The sequence below is a fragment of the Paenibacillus sp. HWE-109 genome (genome assembly GCF_022163125.1).
Classification (GTDB): Bacteria; Bacillota; Bacilli; order Paenibacillales; family NBRC-103111; genus Paenibacillus_E.
On sequence record NZ_CP091881.1, the window covers coordinates 5,917,752 to 5,940,634 of the forward strand.

A 22,883-nucleotide genomic window follows, 5' to 3' on the forward strand; every position below is an offset into this window, starting at 1 on the left:
CTCTTCAGAACTACTTATTTTGAGTCTTTATATTTTTAAACTTCTAATTGCTTGGAAGCCTTACGCAGCTCATTGGCAAGTCGATGGAACTCTTCTCTAGCTTCTACATCCTCAGTGCTCATCCAAGCGGCCGATAAAAAATGAATAATCTTGTTCGCATCATCCGCGCTCATCATATACTCCTCCTTTTCCTCCAACTGATCAAAACGAGCGAGATCACTTCCTTCTATGATTTGAATAAGCTTGTCCGCATACTTGGGATCCGTGGCGTAGCCTGCACGCTGTAGTTCCTTGCTTGCAATTTGGTAATTGCGTTCATTCAAAACATTCTTGTAGCGTAGATTCTGCGAAAGCAAAAGCGAATGATCGCGTATGCTATCCGCCCAGCACTCGTACACTCTAAAACCATCAACAATTCGCACCCACTTGCCGTTAATGAACTCCTGCGTCGCTTGCTGCTGCCCGCTCCCTTTGATGCCAAACAAATTATTCCCAGGTGCCGAGCGCCCCCAGCCGCTTTCCAAAATCGCCTGCGCAATCGTCACACTCGCCAAAATCCCATAAGCCAGCATATCCGCTTGCGCCGCCGGCGCCACTTGATCAATAAAATTTTCCTTGCTCATAGCCCCTCCCCTTTGCTGCGTAGTATTTGAATCATCTGTTTAAGAAAGTTCGGCAGCGGAAGGCCCAACCGCCCATAATTCTCCGTAATGGAAATCAACTCATTGGCTAAATAAAAATAAATCGCCGCCGTCATCATCAACTCCGTATCAAACAGCAGATCCATCCGATGCGCCAGCATAATAACCAGCAGCATCAACCCTTTGCGCGCGAGTCCCCAAAAACCGACCTGGCTATTCAGTCCACGCTGTTCCTTCATCGAGGCAGCCATCCCCGTCAAATAATCAACGAGAATTGCCATGAGAAACAGGGCCATCAACTCATTCCAACCGCCGAATGCATAAGTTAGCATCGTTCCAAACACCGCTGAAATCATATTAAAATTGATCTGATTCATGTGTAGTTGCTCCTTTCTTTAATAGGTGGAGAAAGGCCACCGAGATTGTAGGTTCTGGGTAGCCTTTCGCAAATAATTACCATGTAATTGATGAGATTTCTTCTTCAGTTTTTGCTTCTGAAAGTGCTGTTTTTAGCTCCCAGTATTTGCTGATGTTGGCGTTTTTGTGGGCTAGCCCGTCTGCGTTGAGGGCTTTGAATTGTTCAAAAGAGTGTGGCTGTGGCATGCCGGAGGCTTTCCACAGGATGGGCTCTGTCGCTATGCCTGCTGCGATTGCATTTAGCGTGCTGTTGAGATTAGTTTGGGCTTCGTAGTCGAAGTCGTAAGTGTGTTCAGTGCCGAGAGCATTCGACTTGAATCCGCTAAGGATTGTTGTGTTGCATTTGGAGTTGAGTTCTTCAGTCTTTGATTGCTTCGATTGTGACAAAACTTGCTCTGGAGTTGGCTGCATCGCTTCCCATGCGGATTGGAGTTGCTCCTCCGTTGGCTCGGGAGATTCTAGGTTCCATTTTGCGATGTATGGGCCGTTTCCGTCTGAGTCGTCTTGGACGATGAAGTCGGCTAGGGGATTGGCTTGTGGGTGTAGGTGCATGATTGCTTGTGGTATGTTCATTTGGGTTTCCTCCTTTATGCGATACGTGTTCCTGTGAATGTTTGGAAAACTGTCTGTGATGCATCGGCTACGACAGCATTTGAACAACAGAAGTACACATTTACCATATCACCTGCGTTAAGTTTTACTGTTTGAGTCATCCCAATTTGATACGATGTAACAGTAGCTACTGTCCCAAATTGATTTGGCCTAAAACCTTCTGCACCATTAATATATAAAGACATGTAAGCATTACTGTTTGCAGGCATGGAATTTATACGCAAATTTGCTGTAAATAAGTATAATCCGCTATCTTTAGCTATAAATGTAGATGTTGCTAAAGTGAATTCCGATTTGTTATCGTAAAAAGTAGCTTGAGAATAATTTACTTTTGTAATGGTTGACGCTGAGAAAACTTGGTTCGAAGCTCCTGTTTGATATGCAAGGAATGCGCTTCTATTTGCTTGTGTGTTATCTCCCCAAGGATTAATAATTGCGCCGCGAATCTCAGCTCCTGTTCCAAGACTTTCTAAACCAGACGGCTGAGAATTAATTTTAACAATTTCTCCCCCTAAAGTAGAAGCGAGGCTAAAGGTATTATTAGTACCAGAATTCAAATCGCTGATAAGTTTACCTAAATTAGCTAAAATGGCATAATTTCTATTAGATATTACAGTTTGAACGACATACATCATGCCAGTATTCATTTGTATACCTATTTGTGATAGTGCTGATGTAGTAATATTACAACCTGAAACAATAACCCTAGAACTGTTATTTGATGAAATTGCTGTTCCCGTTGTAGTGGTTATGTTTAAGCCTGACAAGGCTATTTCCGTGGTATTGTTAATAATACTGTAAAATTGAGATACGTTAGCACCGCTATTAGATGATATTAGTAATTTTCCTTGACCGACAAAGCCGTTAATAATAATTGATTCAGCATAAGTTCCTGCTGCTACATTCACGGTAACAAAGTGGTTTATAACTTGTGGGATTTGATTAATAGCAAATTGGATAGTCTTATATGGTTTTACTGCGCTTCCATCACCATTATCTGCACCATTTGTAGCATCCACATATAACGTCATATTTGCCGTAGTTTTTTGCGGCACATTATATATTTGTCTAGCTAGAATCTCATTAGCACTAATTCGTGCGTCTTGGTCTGCTTGATTAATTGCTAATGTATCAACAACGGTTTTTAAGTTGCTTGCTGCTTCTCCAGAAACTCCTGTTATTGGAGCAGACAATAGATGTTGGTCGAGGGCAATATATGATATTTCGTATGTTGCTGTTGGGTCGTAGGCACTCGGTATTTTTTGTGCATAACCGTACCCTAATTGTTCTATCGTTGCTGTTCCTACAGGTCTTGATCCGATAAACCAAGCGTCATCACGCCCATTTTTGTAAACTCTTAACAACCTACTGTTTCTATATTTAAGTGGTGACGACAGTGTGTTAATTTGGTTAAAGCCAACAGATATAAAAGAAGCATCTACTTTTTCTCGCACTATAACCCCTTGCCCTACTTCAATCTGATTCAATCCCTCATGTAAGGACATTCCTGCATCTACTTGGATTTCTTCAAACGTCGGTGTAGCTAGTTGATAGGTTAGCCTGTACGTAGTAAATCCGCTAGATGGAGTGGTAGGAAGTGCACCAACACCAGACGCGTTTATCCATGAACCAAGTGTGCCAACGGTGTTTTGTGCACCTCCCGTTGTAGGTGTCCAACGTCTTAACCAACCCTTTGTTCCAGTTCCGTTATATGGTACTGGTGCCGTACTCCATGACTCTTGTGTAGTCATAACCCAACCATAGAAATACGCTTGTATCTCTTGTACTGTGGGTATATAACTTTCTCCCCAACCACTGTCTGTGTCGGATACTTCCATAAATAAATAACCATTTGAATTTAGTTGTGATTGGTCTGCTCCAGAAGGTGCGGCGGGTACATGTGTTAATATTTTACCGTCATACTTTACGACTATTTCACTATTAGCGAAGCCATTAGATATAGGGACTTTGACTTCTTTCCAACCAGTTAAGTCTCCGCTAAACACCCAAGACAAACTACCATCAAGTGCCATATCCTTAAACCGCTTCTCAAGAAAGTATTTCCCATCACGTTTGAACAGCGTATCGTAGACGCTACCGTCCATAGAAGAAGCTAGTTGTACGTTAGGGAAAACAAGCAGATCGTCATTCCGTGGTTTGAATGGTTTGGCTGTGGTGCCAAGATTTAGCATTGGGTTAGAGAAAATATAACTTCCTACGCCTGAAACAGTATTGCCTAGATAAACTGTGATAGAACTGTTAATACCGCTATTAAATGTACGTGTTCCTGTAGCCCATCCTAAGATAATTCCACCAATCGGATCAATTATCGCACTGCCGAAATTTGGGGATGCTGTAAAACTTAAAGTATAATCTTGATTTGGCCTAACAGGTATTTTAACAGATAGCTGTTGCGTGTATGCGCCTGTAGCTGAAACAGTTGTAAGTGTACCGGAATATGGCTCTGTTAAGGTATACGTTCCCGTATCAACCCCTATCGTCCATTCATTAAACGTAGGCAACAAGTTTTCACCATACTTAATTACATAAGGTGCATTCACATGTTTTACATCATCTACGTATGGATATTTAGCTGAAACTTGTGCAGTTGTCATACTGTCAATTGCCGTGTATTCAGCTTGTGTGATTTCGTAAACGCGAATAGAATCAAAGTAGCCGCCTTGTCCTGTAGCTCCAGTCACTTGGCAAGCAGGGTATGATGCATTGCTCGAATTCGGGATAAACTTAGCCCAAACCGTGTTAAACTTCGTTGTGTCTGTAACACTTGTTGTGGTTGCGCCTCCGTTATTTGTCATCTTAACGTTACATGAAGCGCCACCTATACTTTTAATGTCAGCAATCATGATATAGCGCTTTGTCGTGTCATAAGAAACATAATTTCCAACAGTGTTTCCCGAAGTTTGACTAGCATTTAAAACAACTTTCATGCTGGATGTTCCTGCAGAGTAAGTACTTGTATCTATCGCGGCAGTTACGTTAAATTGTCCAGAGATAGGAGCCAATGACGTACAACCCCCATCACGCCCCAACAAGTTAACCAAAGTGCGCCCACGAATGTTTATCCCATTAAACGGCGCCGCCTTCGGAGCCGTAACAACCTGCAAACCATTCACCAAATTCACCGCCATAGGCGCCGAATCAGCCAACTGCCCCCCAACCTGTGAATCAATCCGATCCCAGTTGTCATTCAACATCGTGTTAATATCAAACGTGTCATTTCCGTCCGTAGACGGGTTCTTCTTATAAAGCCCCATATTCGTTGTCGAGCTCGGCATATGCGTTTCCCTCCTGGTTAAACGGGGATGAATGGCGCGAAATCGGTCATTTTCCTCGTTTGAATTTGATTGATGGTCATCGTTTGGTGCAGCTGATTGAGCAAGAAGTATTTGTACTGGTACACAACTTGCAAATGTGCCGGTTTGATCTCGTCGATCGCCGCCTTCAGATCGCCAAGATTCGGCGGCGTGCCGAGCGCGTCCACGAACCGCACGGTGAACTGATACGCAGCCGGCTGCTGCGTCACTTCTACCGCGCCGCGACTGTACGCGCTAGCCACGCTCTCGATCAGCTCGACGGTGACGGTCCCAACGCCGCGCAGCTTGGCGTTGATGACCGATCGCCGCTGATCGTCGGGCTTGCCCGGCACCGGCGCGATGCCGAGCTCGGCTTCCCAAGCGTCGAGCCCCCACGTGGCGGAGCCGACGAAGAACTGCGCCAATGTCTCCTCCAGGGAGACACGCACTAGATCAAGCTCCGCGCCCTGCGCTTGCAGAATGCCATCCATGATCCGCGAGGTCTCATAATAGCGAGGCAAATATCCCTTCATCCTGACCCCGCTCATACTCGCATTTATACCCGCATTCGCACTCGCATTCATACTCCCATTTGTACCCGCATTCACACCAGCATTCATACTCCCGTTCGTACCCGCATTCACACCAGCATTCATACTCGCGCTCAAATCCGTATTCACACTCACAGCGTCACCGCCCCAATGACAGCAACTTGCCCAGCGCCGATCACAATGTTGGTTCCGCCGCCGTTCAGCTGCAAGCCGGCATAATCCTGCACGCCCGGCGTGTCGAGCAGCAAGGAGCCGATGCGCACATAGCGCACATATGGATCAACTGAGAATGCTATTTCCGCTAAATAGCTGCGAACAGTCGCCACAAAATCAGCTTTAACCTGCGCTAAGGTTCGGCTCCCATTCAACGTTACACTTGCCGTGATGCCTACCGAAATTTCGGAAGCCGCAACGACGGTAACCGCTGCACCGATAGGCGCTTTGCCAACCAGTGGCGACACTGGATAAATATACTGCTGCACAGCAGCGACAACGGAAGGCGAAGCACTTCTTTTGTCCGTACCGATGACAACGACTTTCACGGTGCCTGGACCGTTCCACAAAGGCAGCACCTGAGCTGCACCAACGCCTGCGACATCGAGCGCCCAGTTGAGATAATCCGCTTTGTTCCCGCTTGTTCCGGGAGAGCGGACTTTAGCATAATAGCGATTGAGCAGCGCTGCATCTCCTTCTATTTCAGCTCCACCCGCCATCGGCAAGGCATGACTCACACCTGTAATCCCAGCGATAGGCGAAATCAACAGGCAAATTGCACCACTGGGTACATTTCCCCCTGTCCCGCCATTCACAGCAGATGCCAGCACGACAGCACGCCCCGAGCCATCTACAACGCCCACATCCAGTGTCTCAAAAATAATCGAAGCCGTCCCATGATACGTATCCGCCAGCGTTCCGATGCGTGTTCCTTTAGGCACAACGGTTCCCGACGTTCCTCCAAACTCAACGGCCCCTGAGGCCTTAACGGCATCCTTGCGAAAAACGCCATGCTCCGCACAACGCAAATCCAAATACGGGCCAAAGGTCGTCCCTGCAAAACCTCGCCGCAAAACCTCCTGCGACTGAATAGCCGCCTGCGCCAACTCGATAGAAGCCGGAGCCAAGGCATCCCAAATGTACGATCCCTCGGATTGGTCCAGATCGGACGGAAGCCTATCCAGCATGCGCCCCCGAATGGCTTCTTCGGTCTGCTCGGTCAAATAATCCGGTAAACTAGCCATATTAACTGATCACCACACTTCCCTTTATGTTCTTTTGCTCGCCTCGCACGTTGGTGATTTCACATTGAAACGAGCACTCGCTATTTTTCCATTGAAATGTAAAATGGCGTACATCCGCTGTACGCGGATCGACTTTCAGCGTTTCCGTCGTTATCCGGGCGATTTCCATTTCATTCGCCTGCCTGGTCAAATGCCGAGCAATCAAATCCTCAAATTCCTGACCATACGTCCGTGAGTATACGAGATGCGCGTAGCGCTCCGTACGCAGCGCCTTTTGGCACCATTCCAGCCATGCTTCTGTAGCCGTGCATTCGGCAATTCTCCCCGTCTGGGTCGTTACGAATTCACCGAGTGAATGGTCAAACTTCGGGCTGCGCCCAAACTTAACCGCTCCTTTGCGCTTCTCCCCAACAAGGGTTCCTGCACCTGCTCCAGTTCCTGTCCCAGTTCCCACTCCTGCCCCAACCTGCGGAAATAAATTCGGCATCTATTTCACCACCTTGCAGATGATCACAGCGTCATTGCCATCATTGATAGGAATCGCCAAGACACGGTCTCCAGACTTCAAGCCATGCTGAAACTCCAAACGCACATCCTCCACCTCGGACTCGCCAAAAGCAAACGTCCCCTGCCCGGTCACAGCCCCGCTGCCGCTGGTCAATCCAGTAACAGTCCCACCTAGTGTAAAAGCAGGCAAATGCAGTTTCGCCATCCAATCCGCCACATAATAGTCAGCAATCTCATGTTTAAAACGATCCAGCTTGAGTCCCCCGGCCGTCATCGTTCCCAGCTCCGCAGGCAGGCCTGTGATAGCCGATGCCGCATGTCCAGACATCCGATTGTCAAGCGTAGTCGCGAGCTTTTTATACGGATTCATTCATGTAATACCTCCTTCTTACCAGTTCGGGGCTGCCCAGTTCCAGCACCATTTTGCCGGGGTCGCCCAGCTCATGCCGGACGGACATCGCGATCAGCTCCATCCCGCTGCCAGCCAGATCGACTTTATCGCCTGCGCGAATCGTGTTGATATCCAGCGATGTCACGCTGATGGTTTCCTGCACGCCCGCCAGCAGCGCATGTGCGGCCTCTTTGGCTTCGCTGACAGAGTTGTAGCTGCTGTCCTGCACAATTTTCTGCAAGGTGCCCAGTGCTGCAATTTCTCCTTCTTCCACGGCTAATACTTGTGCGGCAGCATCGTCACCAGCCTCTTTGGTGCCCAGCACTTTTACCTTGGTCACAGCGCCTTCGAGCGTCCTTTTCTGCATAATGCTTATCACATTCTCGCTTGGCTCTAACGACCAAACCACCCTGTTGCTGCCAATTTGCACAAGCTCCAAGCCTTCGACTGTCATGCGGGGGCGATACATCGGACCGCCTTTCTTGGCCGTTTCCTTCAAATCTTTCATCATCATCCCGTAGATCGACTCCGCGCGATAAAGCGCCTTTGCCAGCTTCACTTCCGTATCCGGTAAACGGTCATACCGAATGTTCCAATCATCGGCGTATTTGCGAATGCGCTCGCTCGCCGTCATCCCAGCCGGGAACACATATTCATCCTCGGATTTGGCCAAATAAATCGTGCGATCATACATCGTGACTGTCAGCCGGTCGCTGCGTTCATAGTGATTCTCACACTGCCAAACAACGGCGGGATTCAGCAAATCAACCTGCTCGCTCCCGCCAAAAGGAACCCCCAACACACGAACCGCTTGTCCTGGCTTCATCCCCGGAAAATCCGGTGATACAACCAGTGTCGCCTGGGCCCTGTAGGAAATCTCATCCAACGCCTCTTCCAGCGTCAGCTCATAAATCAAATCCTGAAAGGCGTACCGATCCTCCAGCCAAATATCATAAGCACCTGCCAACCTTTGTGCGGTCATCACGGTATCACCAACTCTTGGTCTGGCTGAATCAGATCGGGATTATCACCGATAATGGCCCGATTAGCTTCATAAATCTCCCGCCAACGGCCGCCGGAGCCTAGGTTCATTTTGGCAATAGCCCATAGAGAATCGCCGGACTTGACCTTATAAGTAGGAGGCACCGGTTTAATATCAGAACGCGCCTCCCCGCCTGAGCTGCCCAACCGCTCATCCAATGTTCTTACTTTATAGTCATTCCATGTACGAAACGTCACATCGAAATACACATCGCCGGGCTCGCCGCCCCTAAAATTGCTGTTATGCGCCGAAAGCATGACCAGCACATTCACATCGGTTTCCGTAATAATCAGCCGCAGCGGTTCCTGGCTCTCCATCCACGTATTCAACTGATTCATCGCCGTTTGTGGATTAGGCAGCGGTTTATACTTGCAGTAGCTGGCATCATAATCCGCCGGAAAAAAAGAGGAGAAGGCAATTTCCTTCACCTTCACTCCCTGCGGCACATCCAGTTCACCGCCACGAATAATCGTGATCGTTTCAAAGCTCTTGTCCCGGCGAAAGTTCACCTCAGACGGATTGACAGGGAAATGGAGTTTCAAGCCGCTTGGATCTTCCAGCGTAAAATCCATCTGTTTATCAGCCATAAGCGCCCCCTCCGTTCTCTACGCGATTTTGAATGGCTGCATTGATTTGCGAGGCGATTTGATGCCCGATGGTGAGGGCCAATTCTTCCTCATTCACTTCTTCTTTGGGAAAATTAATCGTGATCCCGTCCACCGTAATCTCATATTGGTTAGGCGGTGCAGCCTCCTGACTCCCCCCGTTCCCTCCTGAGGTATTCGCTTGCAAGGGATCAGCAGCCGCAGACTCGCGACCCGCAGGCAGCAGATCTGTTTTGGATTCCTGATCCTGGGAGGCATCCTTACTCCCAAATAATTTATCATTAATATAGGAACCGGCTTTATCACCAAGCCAACCACCCACAATACCGCCAACAGCTGTCCCTACACCTGGTAAAATAAATGACCCGATCGCAGCTCCCAATGCAGTGCCTGCTGCGCCTGAACCTGCTTGAATCGCTGCCGCCGCCTTATTATCGGAGGTCAAAATATCTACGGCAGATAGTCCGATACCGAGCGGCTTCAACACTTTTCCACCCATCTTCAGCAGCTTGGAGCCTTTTTTGAACAACTTGCCCAAGCGCCCTCCTTTCGGAGCTGCCGGATTTCCTTCCGGTATCACATCTGAGGCGGGCGGCGCCGGTGGAGGAGTTCCACGTGCTCTTTCCCCTGCACTAGCTTCCGCTTTATTGCCCTTCGGCTTGCTCTTGGGTGCAGCATCGCTTGTCTTCGGTTTCGTTTTGCTGCCGCCTTTGCTCTTCGTTTTCGAACCGGATTTGGACTTGGTCTTATCCCCGCCCTTGCACTTCGTCTTCTCCTTGGCGCAAGGATCGGTCTTCCCGCCTGCCTTTGGCTTGGTTTTATCTCCCGCAGGCTGCTTGCCTTTTCCCGTAAACAGCTCCTTGAGGATTTTGATCCCCTGGGCAAAACTTTTAAAGCCTGCCCCAAAAGCTTGGAAGGCCTCCCCCAAAGCTTTAATCGCCTCGGCGATTTTCAGAATTCGATCAATCCACGTATCAATCGGGTTCGTATCCGGTTTGGTGGTCACGCTCAGCATCGTCACGGATGCCGAAGCGGAAGCCGACGCTTGAGCCGCTCCCTTCGCCTCCACGTCAATGGATAGACTGCCGCCGAGCCCCTTCAACAAATCGCGAAGCTGCTTGGCGTTCCTGAGGATGTCCTCACCCAGCATCAGCTTCAAATCCACTTTCGTGTGGCGCAAATCCGCCAATTGCAGCAGCAGACGGTCAATCACGAAGGAGAAGTAATCCCTGATCGCAATCGTCGGTCTGGCGGTAATCTGACTTAATCTTGCGCTGGCCTCAGCAGCCTTGCCGAACATATCTTCCAGACGCCTCGTTGATGCGCCCGTCCGGTCTACCATACTGCGCAATCGATCCTGCGCAGCCATCATTTTGGCCATATTGCCAACTAATACGGTTTCACTCATCGCTCTCACCTCCTTGCGCGATCGCGCTCTCGCTGCAGCGCTTGTTCCTGCTCCAGCTCGAGTTCCAAGCTGGCGAGCAGGAATTGCTGCTCACCGCGAGGCAGCTTCCAGAATGCTCCGGGGCGCAGATGGTGACGCGTCCACATCGCATGGAGCATCGCCGGGAGCCCCCCGGAGGCAATTAGTTTTTTACTTCATCCAGCGTCGTGTTGAAACCGCTTAGATCCAGCACTTCATCCCCAAGCGCAGACAGCTCGCCTGCGAGCAAAATCCGCTTGATCACTTCCTCGCCGGAGCTGGCTTGATACTTCGTCAGCAGCCTCGAGTCCCCCCAATTGGGGGACACGGTGGCAGCAGCTATCAACGCGACGTTGAACTGCTCTTCATCCAAGCGGTCGGTGTGCACGCCTCGGCGATCCGAACGTTCCGTGCAGCGCTCTCGCAGCGCAAACACCTGCTTCCCGGTTAATCCGCGCAGAATAATCGGGACGCCGACCCTCGAAAGGGTCACCGTCTTTTCTGGCAATTGATCCGCGTCGAGCAGCTTTTGCAGAATCTGTTCATCCGTTAACATGATCGTGTTCCTCCTCTTTTAGATATCTCTGATCGGGTCATTCAGTGTGTAGCCCTCGAACGTGAAAGAAACTTCTTCCTTCACTTCCTCACCTGCCGTCCAATTCGCCAGCTGCAGCTTGTCGAGCATCACATTATTCAATGTAATCCGCTCGAAACCGTAGGAATCGGGATCACTTAATTTGGAAACGAGACTGAATTTATCGAAGCCACGGGCAATCATCTTGCTGGTCACTTTGAACCCGCTCATCGTTCCCGTTCCCTTCATAGCGCCTTTCTTGTGACGCACCCAAGGGTCGCCGGCAAGATTCAATTCTTTCTTCTGAATTTCCACATTGGCTTCCAAATGGTTAAAATTCGATTGCCATTCCCCTGCAATAAAGACCTGGCCATACGTCCCTAAAATAACTCTGCTCGCATCTAAACTCATCGCTAGTCCCCCTTAATTTACGATAAACGTGCCAAAAATTTGTTCCATCACGTCCGTCAGCTTCGCTTCCCACTTGATATACACTTGGTCGGCAGCCGGCGTCAGCACCGAGCCTTGACCATAATAGGCCGGATTCAAATACACATCGAAGTCTGCCGCTTCAATTACACCGGCTTGCGCCAATGTCTGCATATACTGCTTAGCTGCTTCCACTAGTGCCAATCTTCCTTCTTCGGTGTTATTCACCTTGCCAATATAGCTGTCTTCCGCTGTGCGGAGCAGATCGTTGTTAATCGTATCCATCACACGAATGGTGCGGATTTTCTTCCAGGCCGCGCTCTGTCCTTGACGCAAGCTGATCAAAGCGTTCATACCGCGAAGCGCCTTTACTTTCTGACCGTCATGGTACAAAAGGAAAACCCCGTTCTTCACGGCCGTTTCCTGTTCGCTTCGCGTCCAGCGGCGTGTCACATCACTGAATGGCGCGACTGCGTAGGTGGTCGATTCGCTTAACTTCTGATCCGCGATGAGGCCAGCAACATAGGCGGAGATATACGCCGAACTATAGCTTGTCCCCGCCAATACAGCCCCAGTTCCCACGTTGACGATGGCTTCGTGATTGAAAGTTGCGCTTCGCGCTGTCGCTCGGCTGACCGCATCGGCCGCAATATCGTCGGCGGCTGAACCGCCCAGCACCGTGACAATGCCTCTGCCTTCGCTGCGCAAACGCGTCGTCCAAGCAACGGTCGAAGCTTGAATGCTCGCATCCGATAACCCATCCAGCGCTAGAACATGGAACTGCTGGGTTTCAAGCGCGCTGAGCGCATTCACATAATCTGTGGAAGCGATGCTGCTGATACCGGAGTTGCCCCCTGTTAATGCGCTGCCTGCGACCGGCGCGAGTGTGCCATTGCCTGGAGCGATTACCGATGCTGTCAGCCATACGTTGCCGGCATCCTGATTCATCGCATCTGCTGCCGCTTGAATGGTGCTGCCTGAGAAGGTAAACACTTTGAGAATCGCGGTTCCTTCAAGGAGCTTCAAGTCTTTTTTGGTCCCGTCCACGGCATTCGTCTGTACGATGACAGAGAAGTTATTGCCCCGAGTACCCTCGTATTTGGCGGTAAGCTTTAGCACATTGGCCGCTGCGGAGTCCTTCAGGGTCACGCTCGCTTTGGCCGCTGCCGCATCGGCAATTCGGTAAGCGAGCAGCTTCTTCGGCTTACCAAGCAGAGCCAGCTTCAACACAACCGGCGCCGTAGCTGTATCCCCTTGATCAACCCCATAAGCATCATAGATGCCCTGCTCACTTGTAATTTCCACAAACTGCCGCACCGCGCCCCAGTTCGCTTTCACAGGCATCGCTACTACGCCTTGCCCGCCAGGCTCAATGGCGCTTAACGCCGCCGCCTCAAAATTCATATAAAAACCCGGCAATACCGGACGATCCGTTTGACTCCAAGTTCCACCTGCCATTATGCCAGCACCTTCCTTTGTAAAAAGTTTTGAATACATTGATTCGCTGCTTCAAGCGTAAAATCGGTCTCAATGCTACCATGCAAAGCGCCGATCAGCACTTCCGGTTGGCAAGCAAACAGCGCTTGCGATTGAGCGATTAATTCCTCTTTGGGATAGGATGCCGCTTCTGCGGATTCTATCTGTTTGCCCGTTGTTTTCGTCGTACCTTGTCTCAAAATGAATCACCTCAATTATCGATTTGTGTTGCGGTATGCAGGCCGGCAATGAGCGGGAATGTCCCTTGCGGCACTGCAGCAGTACCACTTAACGTCACGCTAACCGTCCCCGTGGACAAATCGCCAGCGCGAATGCTGACGCCGGCATTCAACACGGTTAGCCACCTGCCGCCGACACCGGCCATAGGGAGCTTGGCTTGTTCAGAAAGCCCCAACAGCAAAGCCTGGGCAGCTAATTGGTACTCGCCTGCCGATCTTGCCGCAAGCTGTCCAACGAACTGTTTGGTCAGTTGGTTGGCTCCTCTTGATGCTGCGGCGCTTTGCTCGTTCATGCATTGCCAGGAGACGCTGGGACGGCATGTCCCATTGAACCCGCGATAGACACGCCATGGCGACCCTAATGCTGTTTCCGTGAACAGCGATATCGCTTCCAGCCACGGTTCTGCGACAGGTGCAACCTGTTTCAGAATCATAACCGCCTTCATGATATAGCGGCCCGACGCATCCTTCTCCTGCAGAGCAGGCAGCGAAGTCACTTGTACCGTATAAGCCTGTCCGTCCACCTCAATGACGCCTGCTAGCGGATTAAGCAGCTTATGAATGGCGCTCCATATTCGATCCTGCGAGCCCTGTGGCGTTGTGTGCCTCGCACTAAGGCTTAGCTTGCGCCAGCCTTGCGGCGCATCAAGCTTGAATTCAGCGCTGCCGCCAACATGACTGAACCATGCGGCTGCATCCGGAGATGCCGGCACGCTGTCCACGAACAGATTGCTTCCCAGCGTTCCTTCACCCTCCGATTGAAGATAGAGCGCTAATTGATTAGCTAGATTAATCATTCACTTCTCTCACCTCCTTTCGGGCATGTCCTCTTACGTTTGTTTTGAAATTCAACACATTTTTTTCTTTTTCAACCTTTTCCTGCACACATTCCGCCGTTCCACATGCTTCACTCCTTCCGCTCGTCCTCCAAGCAGCCTTCCGAGGGCCTAACTCGACACAAGTCAGAACGATTTATACCAAAGCCTGTTCAGGAACATCGCCTCCCTTATCGGTCTACACAACGATCTTACCACGCCCCTTCGATGGATGAACTGCCAACTAGCGGCCAACTTGCTGGGGACCTTCCAGCGTCTTCTTCCTGCTGGTTACTTCCAATCGCATCATGTAGGCTAGCTTGCTCATCGCTTTAGCCTTCACCCGGCGATACGTGCGTTCGCTCAAATTCAGTTCATGGAAGAGCAAGAAATCAAACACCTTTTCCTTTTGCAAATATCGCCTGCGAATCATTTGCTGTTCCTGCTCATCGAGCCTTGAGACAACCTCTTCAACCTCCACACACAAATTTGCCAAAAAAGCCGCAGTATCAAGTTCGTTCAAACTTGGCAAAGCTGCCGCGGTATCGACCCCATTCAAACTTCGCAAATCTGCTGCGGTATCGACCCCATTCAAGCTTCGCAAATCAGCAGCGGTATCGACCTCATTCAAACTTCGCAAATCAGCAGCGGTATCGACCCCATTCAAACTTCTCAAATCTACCGCGGTATCGACCTCATTCAAACTTCTCAAATCTGCTGCCCTCGGCGCTGGTTTGGAACCAGCAAAAACTCCCCGATCCTTGCGCATGCTGCCAATAGACTGGTACATCCGCACCATTTCAAGCACTCTTTCCACACGTTTGCGCGTTGCTTTCTGATCGATGTCAGCTTGCTCTATATCTATAATGCGATCCATCATCTGCGATCATCTCCTAATATTTGTCGTTTTGAATTTCTAAACAAATCATACGACGTCTCGTGTATAATTTCAACACAAAAGTTTTGAATATCAAAACTTTTTTATCCTTCCCTCTTGTTTTTTGCACCACAAACCATTTACAATAGAACAAGGTGATGAAGCGATGAAAGATATGGTGCAATTCGGCATACGAATCCGGCATCTGCGAAAGATGAACCAATTCTCTCTCAGAGAACTTGGCGAACGATCCGGTGTCAGTTATTCATTTATTAACTCCATAGAAAATAACCGCTTCAGCCCATCCAGAGAAACGGTTATCGCCTTAGCCGATGCGCTTAACAGCGCAGAAAAGGACGAGCTTCTGCTGCTTGCCGGATTTGCTCCGACAGAAGAAGAAGCACTTGAAGGACCCCATTCAGGCGGTAATTTTGTTGATGTCGATGACCCTGAGGTCAGTTTATTTTTCAAAGATTTTAAGAATGCGCCCAAAGAACGCCGCGATGAAATGCTCCGTTTCTGGCATTTTATTCAGGAGCAGCAGCAGTCCCGTAAACCGGACAGCGAGCAATAGTCCGAACTTCTTAACGAATCTACCAAGCCCGTACGGGCTTTTCTTTTGGATATTTAAACGAACATACATTCCTATAATGAGGTGTTTGTCCTGTTTACACATTATCAAACTACCCCGCTGGAGCAGTGGGTCGAAGCCTTGTATGTCCAGCACGGGATCATAGTACCCGGACATCTGACCATGACTCATTTGGCAGCAAAGCTTAACATCTGGGTATATACGATGGATATGAGCAGTATGGCTGTCGAGAAGAACGGGCTATTCAGCATCAATGTCGATCGCAGACTATCGGCCAAAGAGCAGTGGGAAGACTTCCTGCACGAGCTCTGCCATGTGCTGCGTCATTCCGGCAACCAAATGGTCATGCCTGATCGCTACGTCGATTGGCAGGAGCAGGATGCCACGAACTTCCAGCTCTACGCGGCGATGCCGCTAGCGATGCTGAAGAAGCTTGCGCTGCCAGAGCAGAAGAACGAAATGATTGCCCTATTATCCGAGGAATTCCAAGTCACGTATCGGCTTGCGGAAGCACGCATTGTCCAAATTCAGCGCCGCGTCCTCCAAGGGATTATGGACCAAGAATATCAGCGGCTGACGGAAAGCCAATTCACGAGATACAGCCCCGCCAACTGGTCCGATTCCACCCGTGCCATTATGAACAAGCTGGAGCAATTGAAACAGAAAGGAGCATCCATCGATGGCTAAGCGCACGGTTTTCTACGATTTTCATGAGGATCATGTCCGGCCTTTTATCATGGCACTGCGCTTTCAACCCCATGAGCTGGATTGGAGCAAATCTTCCCTCTATATCCCTCTAGACGGCCCTTTTCAGCCGCTAATGATGGAAGAGATCCCAGAGCTCGAAGCCGGCATAACCGTCCTCTTGGATGATCTCATCATCCATCCCGAGCGTCCTCACTCCATTGGCATCAGCCTCTCCTCCATCCAACAAAGACACGCGGCGCAAGCGGATACCCTGCCAACGATCGTTCATCTCTGGATTCGCATGAGCGACATCGAAGAGGTGCTGCAGTTGGACAGCCGTTCCTACTATGCGTGGTCACCCAACTAACCATTACGCCAGAAGAGGGGCTGTCATCTTGTAACTTTCCGGCTGCCCCGACCCGTGCGCTGCCCGGTGGGCGGGTCGGGGTCGGGGTCGGGATCGGCGTTGGCGTTGGGGTCGGCGTCAGGGTCGGCCTCGGCGTGCATTTTGTTGCGTCGACGCATGCCCACGGTAAAAAACCGCTCGCGTCCCAAAGTCCCATGGCCTAGTTGGCAGCCCTCCGCCCCCATGTGCCAATAAGAGTCTTTAGCAGCTCCTAATTGCGCAAAAATTGGAAGTTTTACACATGAATAGAAGTCTCTGGATACTCTTATCTCCAGAGAAACAAGCAGCAAACTCCCCCCACGAAGCAATAAGAGTCTCCAAGAGCTCCTATTTACGCAAAAAGTAGCCATTTTACACATATAGAAGTCTCTGGAGACTCTTATCTCTGGAGAAACAAGCAGTACACTCCCCCCACGAAGCAATAAGAGTCTCCAAGAGCTCCTATTTACGCAAAAAGTAGCCATTTCACAAATATAGAAGTCCTTGGAGGCTCTTATCAGAAGGCAAGAGCACCACAGCCGCCAGATGCGAAAACAGAATAAGGAGTTGCCAAGCCGTGCATATCCGCCGCATTACTTTGCATTCCGGGCATATAAACGAGTAGTAAGCACTCCAGCCTTGCTTATGCCGCCATAATAGGTGCCATTCGAGCAAATAAGCAACTTCAGTTGTCTAATTCAGCTCCAGCATTCAACATCCAGCAACTAGCATCCTGCCACGTATCAGACGCCCTTATCGCAACCAAGGCTGAGCGGCATGCTATTCTTGCACCCCACACAAAAGAATCCCATACATCTACCCGGCATAATGTCCGATAGATGTATGGGATTCCTCAACTATATCCTTATTCAGCAATATAGGAACAAATATAGTCGCTTACGGTTTTCACTTCAAGCTTGAATTTCGCGTTAGCCGGCACAGTGAATTCGCCTTGACCGCTAATCGTGATCCATTCGCTGCTGCCTGGAAGCAATACGTTTAGCTCACCAGCTTGAATTTCCATGATTTCTTTGGTGTCTGTTCCGAATTCATATGCACCTGGAAGCAGGATACCTAGTGTTTTCTTGGTGCCATCTGCGAATACCACCGTACGGCTGGTTACTTTACCGTCGAAATAGACGTTGGCTTTCGTTAACACGGTTACATTTTCAAAGCTGGACATGATCAATAGTTCCCCCTCAAAATGGCTATGAATAACGGTCAGCCCACCTAGGTGGGCTTGGACCATTGTTGAATGAAATTAAGACAACAGAGCTTTCACTCTGGCTACTACATTTTCTGGGGAGAAGCCGTACTCTTTAAGAACCAAGTCGCCAGGTGCGGACGCTCCGAATGTGGAGATGCCCAGAATGGAGCCCTCGTCGCCTACATAACGCTCCCAACCAAGCGGGTACGCCATTTCAACTGCAAGACGCTTCTTAACTTCTGGCAGAATAACGGAATCTTTGTATTCTTTGGACTGTTTCTCGAACAGTTCCAAGCTCGGCAAGCTGACTACGCGAACGTGGATGCCTTCGGCTTGCAGCAATTGTTGCGCCGCGACAGCGAGTTGCACTTCAGAACCTGTTGCCAGGATCTGCGCGTCCGGCTTACCGTTCGCTGCATCGGATACGACGTATCCGCCTTTGCTCAGGTTCGCTTTCGCGCCCTCAACTGCGCCTTCAAGAATCGGCAAGTTTTGACGAGTCAACACAAGCGCAACCGGCCCTTTGGCTTCTGCAATCGCATAGCGCCATGCTTCGGAAGTTTCGTTGCCGTCCGCAGGACGAATCACAGTAATGCCCGGAATAACGCGAAGCGCTGGCAATTGTTCAATCGGCTCATGCGTAGGTCCGTCTTCGCCAACTGCGATACTGTCATGTGTCAGCACATAGATAACCGGAAGCTGCATAAGAGCAGCCAAGCGGATGGACGCACGCAAGTAATCGGAGAATACGAAGAAGGTTGCTCCGTATACTTTTACTCCGCTATGCAGAGCCATACCGTTCAGCGCAGTACCCATACCGAACTCACGAACACCGAACCACACGTTGCGGCCAGCATAGTTGCTAGCTGTGAAGTTCTCTTCACCTTTGATCATCGTGTTGTTGGAGCTAGCCAGATCCGCAGATCCACCAATCAATTGCGGCAGCTTGCCTGCAATGGCATTGATCGCATTACCGGAAGCAACACGAGTCGCCATAGGCTTGTCCGAAGTGCTGTAAACCGGAAGGTCTGCGTCCCAGCCTGCTGGCAATTCACCGTTCACAGCTGCGCTGAACTGGTTGCCAAGTTCCGGGTATGCTTTGATGTAGTCATTCAGCAAAGTGCTCCATGCTTGTTCAGCCGCAGCGCCTTCCTTGGAAATCTCAGCATAATGTGCTCTTACTTCGTCCGGAACTAAGAAATCCGGCTCTTCCGGCCAACCATACGCTTGCTTCGTCAATTTCACTTCATCGCCGCCAAGCGGGGATCCGTGAGGACCAACGTGACCGCCCTTGCCGCCTTTGTTCGGGCTGCCGAAACCGATTGTCGTTTTCACTTCAATCAAGGTAGGACGCGTTGTGTCAGCTTTCGCTTCAGCAATCGCTTTGGAGATAGCTGCAAGATCATTTTGCTCTTCTACACGCAGAACTTGCCAGCCATAAGCTTCGAAACGTCCTTGCACGTTCTCGGAGAATGCCATATTAAGCTCGCCATCCAGCGAGATATCGTTGGAATCATACAGCATGATCAATTTGCCCAGTTTCAAATGAGCTGCCAAGGAAACCGCTTCGGAGGAAACGCCCTCCATCATGTCGCCATCGCCACAGATTGCATATGTATAGTGGTCGATTACCGGGAAGTTTTCTTTGTTGTAAGTCTCTCTCAAGTGAGCTTCGGCCATCGCCATACCAACAGCCATACCAATACCTTGTCCAAGAGGACCTGTTGTTGCGTCAACACCTGGTGTGTGACCGTATTCAGGATGCCCAGGCGTTTTGCTGCCCCATTGGCGGAAGTTTTTGATCTCTTCAATTGGCAAATCATAGCCGCACAAGTGAAGAAGGCTGTATAACAGCATGGAGCCATGTCCAGCAGATAGCACGAAACGGTCACGGTTGACCCATTTAGGATTAGCTGGATTGTGTTTCATATGTTGTTTCCAAAGTACGTAAGCCATTGGGGCTGCCCCCATAACCATACCTGGGTGACCTGATTTGGCTTTCTCAACGGCGTCGATACCGAGCGTACGGATCGTATCTACGGCTAATTGTTCAATCGTTTTATTTGCAACTGTCATTCGAGAATTCCCTCCTATTTTTTCTGTATTATCATTCTTTGTAGCTTGTACATACAAGTGAAATTTCTCGCTTGCATTATTGTACCATTCCCATTAATTAAAAACTACCGTCTTATTATTGTGCACAATAATGCGGTCTTCCACATGCCAAGCTACCGCTCTGGCCAGAACAATACGTTCAATATGGCGACCGATTCTTTTCAAATCTTCAACGTTGTCGCGGTGGCTTACCCGCTGCACGTCCTGCTCAATAATCGGTCCGCCATCCAGTTCCTCCGTCACATAATGTGCCGTGGCTCCAATAATTTTGACGCCGCGGTTATGTGCTTGCGCATAAGGCTTGCCGCCGATAAACGCAGGCAAGAACGAGTGGTGAATGTTAATAATTCGATTCGCGTAGTGCTTAATGAAGGACGGCGATACGATCTGCATATAGCGCGCAAGGACAATCGCGTCAACGTTGTCGCCGACCACTTCAAGCTGACGGCGCTCTGCTTCAGCCTTCGTATCCGCTGTTACCGGAATGTGATAATACGGGATGCCGAATGGCTCTACCAACGACTGCATATCCGGATGATTGCTGATAACCATCGCAATATCCGCGTTCAGATCGCCGGCACGCCAATGCCACAGCAGCTCAAGCAAAGCGTGGTCTTCCTTCGATACGAAGATCGCAATCCGCTTCTTCTGGCTCGCCAAGGACAGGCTCCACTCCATCGATAGCTTGCCCGCAATAACGGAGAAATCCGCTCTTAGTTGTTCGACACGATTCGCCAGGTCTTCAAGATCAAATTCGATCCGGATGAAGAACATCCCGCCTTCCGGGTCCATCGTATATTGGTCCGATTGCACAATATTCGCGCCATAATCGAACAAAAACTGTGAAACGGCGGCGACGATTCCCGGCTGATCGGGACATGAAATCAACATTCTTGCTCTATTTTTACTCTCCAGTGCCATGTTTCTCCCCCTAATATGCCTAAACTAAAGCTCCCTGTTAAGGGAGCTGTAAATCTCAATGGTTATTACGCTTTCTTGAGCACATCTTTGCCGGCCAGCCATACGATCAACCGTTGGTTAAGCTGCTCTTCCGTTAAATCCGCCAAGACGCGTTCTTCGAACAGAATATCATACAATCGTTCCAACGGCTCGCGTCCGTCCGCTTTTTTCGCTTTGGCGTCATTCTTTAGAACGTCCCAGATGCCAAGCACATAGTCGCGGTGATGAATGTCTTTTTGGCTGAAAGCATGGCCCATACGCTCAACTTGATCCAAGAATTCGCCGCCAAAACGTCCACTCAAATTGCCGGATAACAAAGCAATCTCAACTTCATACATCGGGCGCTGCGTTTTGTCTTCTTTGCCGATCCAAGGCGTCTCCAGAATCATCGGCAAATGCTGCAGCTTCGGATGGTTCGCCACATTATTCATCGCTTCAAAGCCAATCCAGCCTGAACCTAGCGGCGCATGTCGGTCTTTGCTGGCTCCGCGCGAATTTTTACTGTCATTCAAGTGGATAACGCCGAGTCTTTCCAACCCGACGACTTTGTCGAAGTGGTGCAGCACGCCATCCAGATCGTTCACGATATCATAACCAGCGTCATGAATGTGACACGTATCGAGGCAAACCGAGATTTTACCATTCTCTTCGACACGTTCGATAATTTCTGCAATTTCCTCGAAGCTGCGGCCGATTTCGGTCCCTTTGCCAGCCATCGTTTCCAGCGCGATTTTGACATTCGTATCTTTAACGCCAGCTAATACTTCATTCAAACCATCAGCAATTCGGGCAATGCCATAATCAGCATCTTTGTCTGTATACGCGCCTGGATGAAGGACGATATTCTTAACACCGATGTAGTCGGTCCGGCGAATTTCTTCTTGCAGAAAACGCACGGCTAACTCGAAAGTATCCTCTTTGTAGGAACCTAAGTTAATGATATAAGGGGCATGTACGACAATTTCGCCGATCGCATGCTTGTCCATCAGCGCCTTGCCTTCTTCAATGTATTGATCTTCGATCGGTTTACGGCGCGTATTTTGCGGGGCACCTGTGTATATCATAAATGTGGAAGAACCGTATGAAACTGCTTCTTCTGCTGCATTTAACAAGCCTTTATCTGAGAATGAAACGTGTGAGCCAATATTGGGCATGATCCATAACTCCTTTGTATGTGTCTTCTACCCTCCTATTTTACTAGGATTGTCGCAAGAAATCTAGAAATAAGGTATAATTCTTATCAGATAATGACGTAAACTGGTGAGGTGACAAATATATGGCGAATGATTTTTTCATGTGGTTCATTATTTTTTGGGTATGTGTCCTGCTTTTTTTCATGTCGGTGGGCGGATTTTTCATGTTTCGCAAATTTCTCAAGGTTCTACCCAAGGAAGACGGCAAATCCAAGCTGGACTGGCAGAATCATTATGTAGACAGCTCTCGTCATCTATGGACAGAAGACTCCAAAGTATTTCTCGATCAATTGGTGTCGCCAGTGCCGACAGCCTTTCGAGATATTGCCAAACACTCGATCGCGGCGCGCATCGGACAGGTTGCTTTGGAGGCGCAAGCCGAGCAAGTGACGCGTGATCATTGCATTGAAGGTTACATCCTCGCTACTCCCAAACGTGATTACAAGAGCTTAACTACCTTCTTGGAGAAGCAGGAGATTGATTTCAGCGCTTATAAGCATTTGCTTCAGTAAAAAAATAAAAAGCCATATCTACATGGCTGTAGGAATGGCTCCTTGGTACTTTGGCATGACGAATTCAATCTTATCTAG

26 protein-coding genes are annotated in these 22,883 nt (G+C 49.5%); 4 read left to right on the forward strand and 22 right to left on the reverse strand.

Features of this window, described 5'->3' with window-relative positions; genetic code table 11:
- Positions 1–35 precede the first annotated feature (35 nt).
- From LOZ80_RS25125 to LOZ80_RS25210, 18 genes are all read right to left on the reverse strand, one after another.
- Entirely contained in the window at positions 36–623 is a 588-nt protein-coding gene (locus tag LOZ80_RS25125) for a glycoside hydrolase family 73 protein (RefSeq protein ID WP_238167242.1), read from the reverse strand.
- Positions 620–1,018 (reverse strand): phage holin family protein, encoded by a 399-nt coding sequence (locus LOZ80_RS25130; protein ID WP_189009816.1) that lies wholly within the window; start codon positions 1,016–1,018, stop codon positions 620–622. The genes LOZ80_RS25125 and LOZ80_RS25130 overlap by 4 nt, the downstream gene beginning before the upstream one ends.
- 76 nt (positions 1,019–1,094) lie before the next feature.
- Positions 1,095–1,631 (reverse strand): XkdW family protein, encoded by a 537-nt coding sequence (locus LOZ80_RS25135; RefSeq protein ID WP_238167243.1) that lies wholly within the window; start codon positions 1,629–1,631, stop codon positions 1,095–1,097.
- A gap of 14 nt (positions 1,632–1,645) precedes the next feature.
- Positions 1,646–4,966: a right-handed parallel beta-helix repeat-containing protein gene (locus tag LOZ80_RS25140; RefSeq protein ID WP_238167244.1), complete on the reverse strand. Its 3,321-nt coding sequence runs from the start codon at positions 4,964–4,966 to the stop codon at positions 1,646–1,648.
- Between the two features lie 17 nt (positions 4,967–4,983).
- Positions 4,984–5,517: a YmfQ family protein gene (locus LOZ80_RS25145; protein WP_238167245.1), complete on the reverse strand. Its 534-nt coding sequence runs from the start codon at positions 5,515–5,517 to the stop codon at positions 4,984–4,986.
- Between the two features lie 149 nt (positions 5,518–5,666).
- Positions 5,667–6,773, reverse strand: a complete 1,107-nt coding sequence (locus LOZ80_RS25150) for a baseplate J/gp47 family protein (protein ID WP_238167246.1) — start codon at positions 6,771–6,773, stop codon at positions 5,667–5,669.
- Position 6,774: 1 nt separating this feature from the next.
- Positions 6,775–7,260: a DUF2634 domain-containing protein gene (locus LOZ80_RS25155; protein WP_238167247.1), complete on the reverse strand. Its 486-nt coding sequence runs from the start codon at positions 7,258–7,260 to the stop codon at positions 6,775–6,777.
- Positions 7,261–7,650: a hypothetical protein gene (locus LOZ80_RS25160; RefSeq protein ID WP_238167248.1), complete on the reverse strand. Its 390-nt coding sequence runs from the start codon at positions 7,648–7,650 to the stop codon at positions 7,261–7,263.
- Entirely contained in the window at positions 7,637–8,653 is a 1,017-nt protein-coding gene (locus LOZ80_RS25165; RefSeq protein WP_238167249.1) for an XkdQ/YqbQ family protein, read from the reverse strand. Before LOZ80_RS25165 ends, LOZ80_RS25160 begins: the two co-directional genes overlap by 14 nt.
- Positions 8,653–9,285 carry a LysM peptidoglycan-binding domain-containing protein gene (locus LOZ80_RS25170; protein ID WP_238173111.1) on the reverse strand — a complete coding sequence of 211 codons (633 nt, stop codon included), beginning with the start codon at positions 9,283–9,285 and terminating at the stop codon, positions 8,653–8,655. Before LOZ80_RS25170 ends, LOZ80_RS25165 begins: the two co-directional genes overlap by 1 nt.
- Positions 9,286–9,292: 7 nt before the next feature.
- On the reverse strand, positions 9,293–10,726 hold the full coding sequence (locus LOZ80_RS25175; RefSeq protein ID WP_238167250.1) for a glycine zipper domain-containing protein: 1,434 nt from the start codon (positions 10,724–10,726) through the stop codon (positions 9,293–9,295).
- Positions 10,727–10,731: 5 nt separating this feature from the next.
- Entirely contained in the window at positions 10,732–10,872 is a 141-nt protein-coding gene (locus LOZ80_RS25180) for a hypothetical protein (protein WP_189010153.1), read from the reverse strand.
- A gap of 35 nt (positions 10,873–10,907) precedes the next feature.
- Positions 10,908–11,300, reverse strand: a complete 393-nt coding sequence (locus LOZ80_RS25185; RefSeq protein WP_079414104.1) for a phage tail assembly chaperone — start codon at positions 11,298–11,300, stop codon at positions 10,908–10,910.
- 18 nt (positions 11,301–11,318) lie between these two features.
- Positions 11,319–11,729, reverse strand: coding sequence for a phage tail tube protein (locus LOZ80_RS25190; RefSeq protein ID WP_238167251.1), 411 nt, complete (start codon positions 11,727–11,729; stop codon positions 11,319–11,321).
- Positions 11,730–11,741: 12 nt separating this feature from the next.
- Positions 11,742–13,205, reverse strand: a complete 1,464-nt coding sequence (locus LOZ80_RS25195; protein ID WP_238167252.1) for a phage tail sheath subtilisin-like domain-containing protein — start codon at positions 13,203–13,205, stop codon at positions 11,742–11,744.
- Positions 13,205–13,423, reverse strand: a complete 219-nt coding sequence (locus tag LOZ80_RS25200; RefSeq protein WP_238167253.1) for a YqzN/YkzM domain-containing protein — start codon at positions 13,421–13,423, stop codon at positions 13,205–13,207. Before LOZ80_RS25200 ends, LOZ80_RS25195 begins: the two co-directional genes overlap by 1 nt.
- A gap of 11 nt (positions 13,424–13,434) precedes the next feature.
- On the reverse strand, positions 13,435–14,259 hold the full coding sequence (locus tag LOZ80_RS25205) for a minor capsid protein (RefSeq protein ID WP_238167254.1): 825 nt from the start codon (positions 14,257–14,259) through the stop codon (positions 13,435–13,437).
- A 262-nt stretch (positions 14,260–14,521) separates the two neighbouring features.
- Positions 14,522–15,157, reverse strand: a complete 636-nt coding sequence (locus tag LOZ80_RS25210) for an ArpU family phage packaging/lysis transcriptional regulator (protein ID WP_238167255.1) — start codon at positions 15,155–15,157, stop codon at positions 14,522–14,524.
- A 163-nt stretch (positions 15,158–15,320) separates the two neighbouring features.
- Here LOZ80_RS25210 and LOZ80_RS25215 point away from each other — a divergent pair, with 163 nt between their 5' ends.
- The 3 genes from LOZ80_RS25215 to LOZ80_RS25225 all read left to right on the forward strand — a co-directional run bounded on the left by LOZ80_RS25215 (position 15,321) and on the right by LOZ80_RS25225 (position 16,800).
- The gene (locus tag LOZ80_RS25215; RefSeq protein ID WP_189009836.1) at positions 15,321–15,728 is read left to right on the forward strand and encodes a helix-turn-helix domain-containing protein; all 408 of its coding nucleotides are present in this window, start codon (positions 15,321–15,323) and stop codon (positions 15,726–15,728) included.
- A gap of 180 nt (positions 15,729–15,908) precedes the next feature.
- Positions 15,909–16,433, forward strand: coding sequence for an ImmA/IrrE family metallo-endopeptidase (locus tag LOZ80_RS25220; protein WP_238167256.1), 525 nt, complete (start codon positions 15,909–15,911; stop codon positions 16,431–16,433).
- Positions 16,426–16,800: a hypothetical protein gene (locus LOZ80_RS25225; RefSeq protein WP_238173241.1), complete on the forward strand. Its 375-nt coding sequence runs from the start codon at positions 16,426–16,428 to the stop codon at positions 16,798–16,800. The genes LOZ80_RS25220 and LOZ80_RS25225 overlap by 8 nt, the downstream gene beginning before the upstream one ends.
- Before the next feature lie 883 nt (positions 16,801–17,683).
- On the opposite strand, the gene ppnP is transcribed toward LOZ80_RS25225, so the two are convergent.
- The 4 genes from ppnP to LOZ80_RS25245 form a co-directional block, all read right to left on the reverse strand.
- Entirely contained in the window at positions 17,684–18,001 is a 318-nt protein-coding gene (ppnP, locus tag LOZ80_RS25230) for a pyrimidine/purine nucleoside phosphorylase (RefSeq protein ID WP_238167257.1), read from the reverse strand.
- Positions 18,002–18,079: 78 nt separating this feature from the next.
- Positions 18,080–20,101: a transketolase gene (tkt, locus tag LOZ80_RS25235; RefSeq protein ID WP_238167258.1), complete on the reverse strand. Its 2,022-nt coding sequence runs from the start codon at positions 20,099–20,101 to the stop codon at positions 18,080–18,082.
- A gap of 93 nt (positions 20,102–20,194) precedes the next feature.
- The gene (purU, locus tag LOZ80_RS25240; RefSeq protein ID WP_238167259.1) at positions 20,195–21,061 is read right to left on the reverse strand and encodes a formyltetrahydrofolate deformylase; all 867 of its coding nucleotides are present in this window, start codon (positions 21,059–21,061) and stop codon (positions 20,195–20,197) included.
- 65 nt (positions 21,062–21,126) lie between these two features.
- The gene (locus LOZ80_RS25245) at positions 21,127–22,254 is read right to left on the reverse strand and encodes a deoxyribonuclease IV (RefSeq protein WP_238167260.1); all 1,128 of its coding nucleotides are present in this window, start codon (positions 22,252–22,254) and stop codon (positions 21,127–21,129) included.
- 122 nt (positions 22,255–22,376) lie between these two features.
- Between LOZ80_RS25245 and LOZ80_RS25250 the strand changes: the two genes are divergently transcribed.
- Positions 22,377–22,805, forward strand: a complete 429-nt coding sequence (locus LOZ80_RS25250) for a DUF2621 domain-containing protein (protein ID WP_238167261.1) — start codon at positions 22,377–22,379, stop codon at positions 22,803–22,805.
- Positions 22,806–22,883 lie beyond the last annotated feature (78 nt).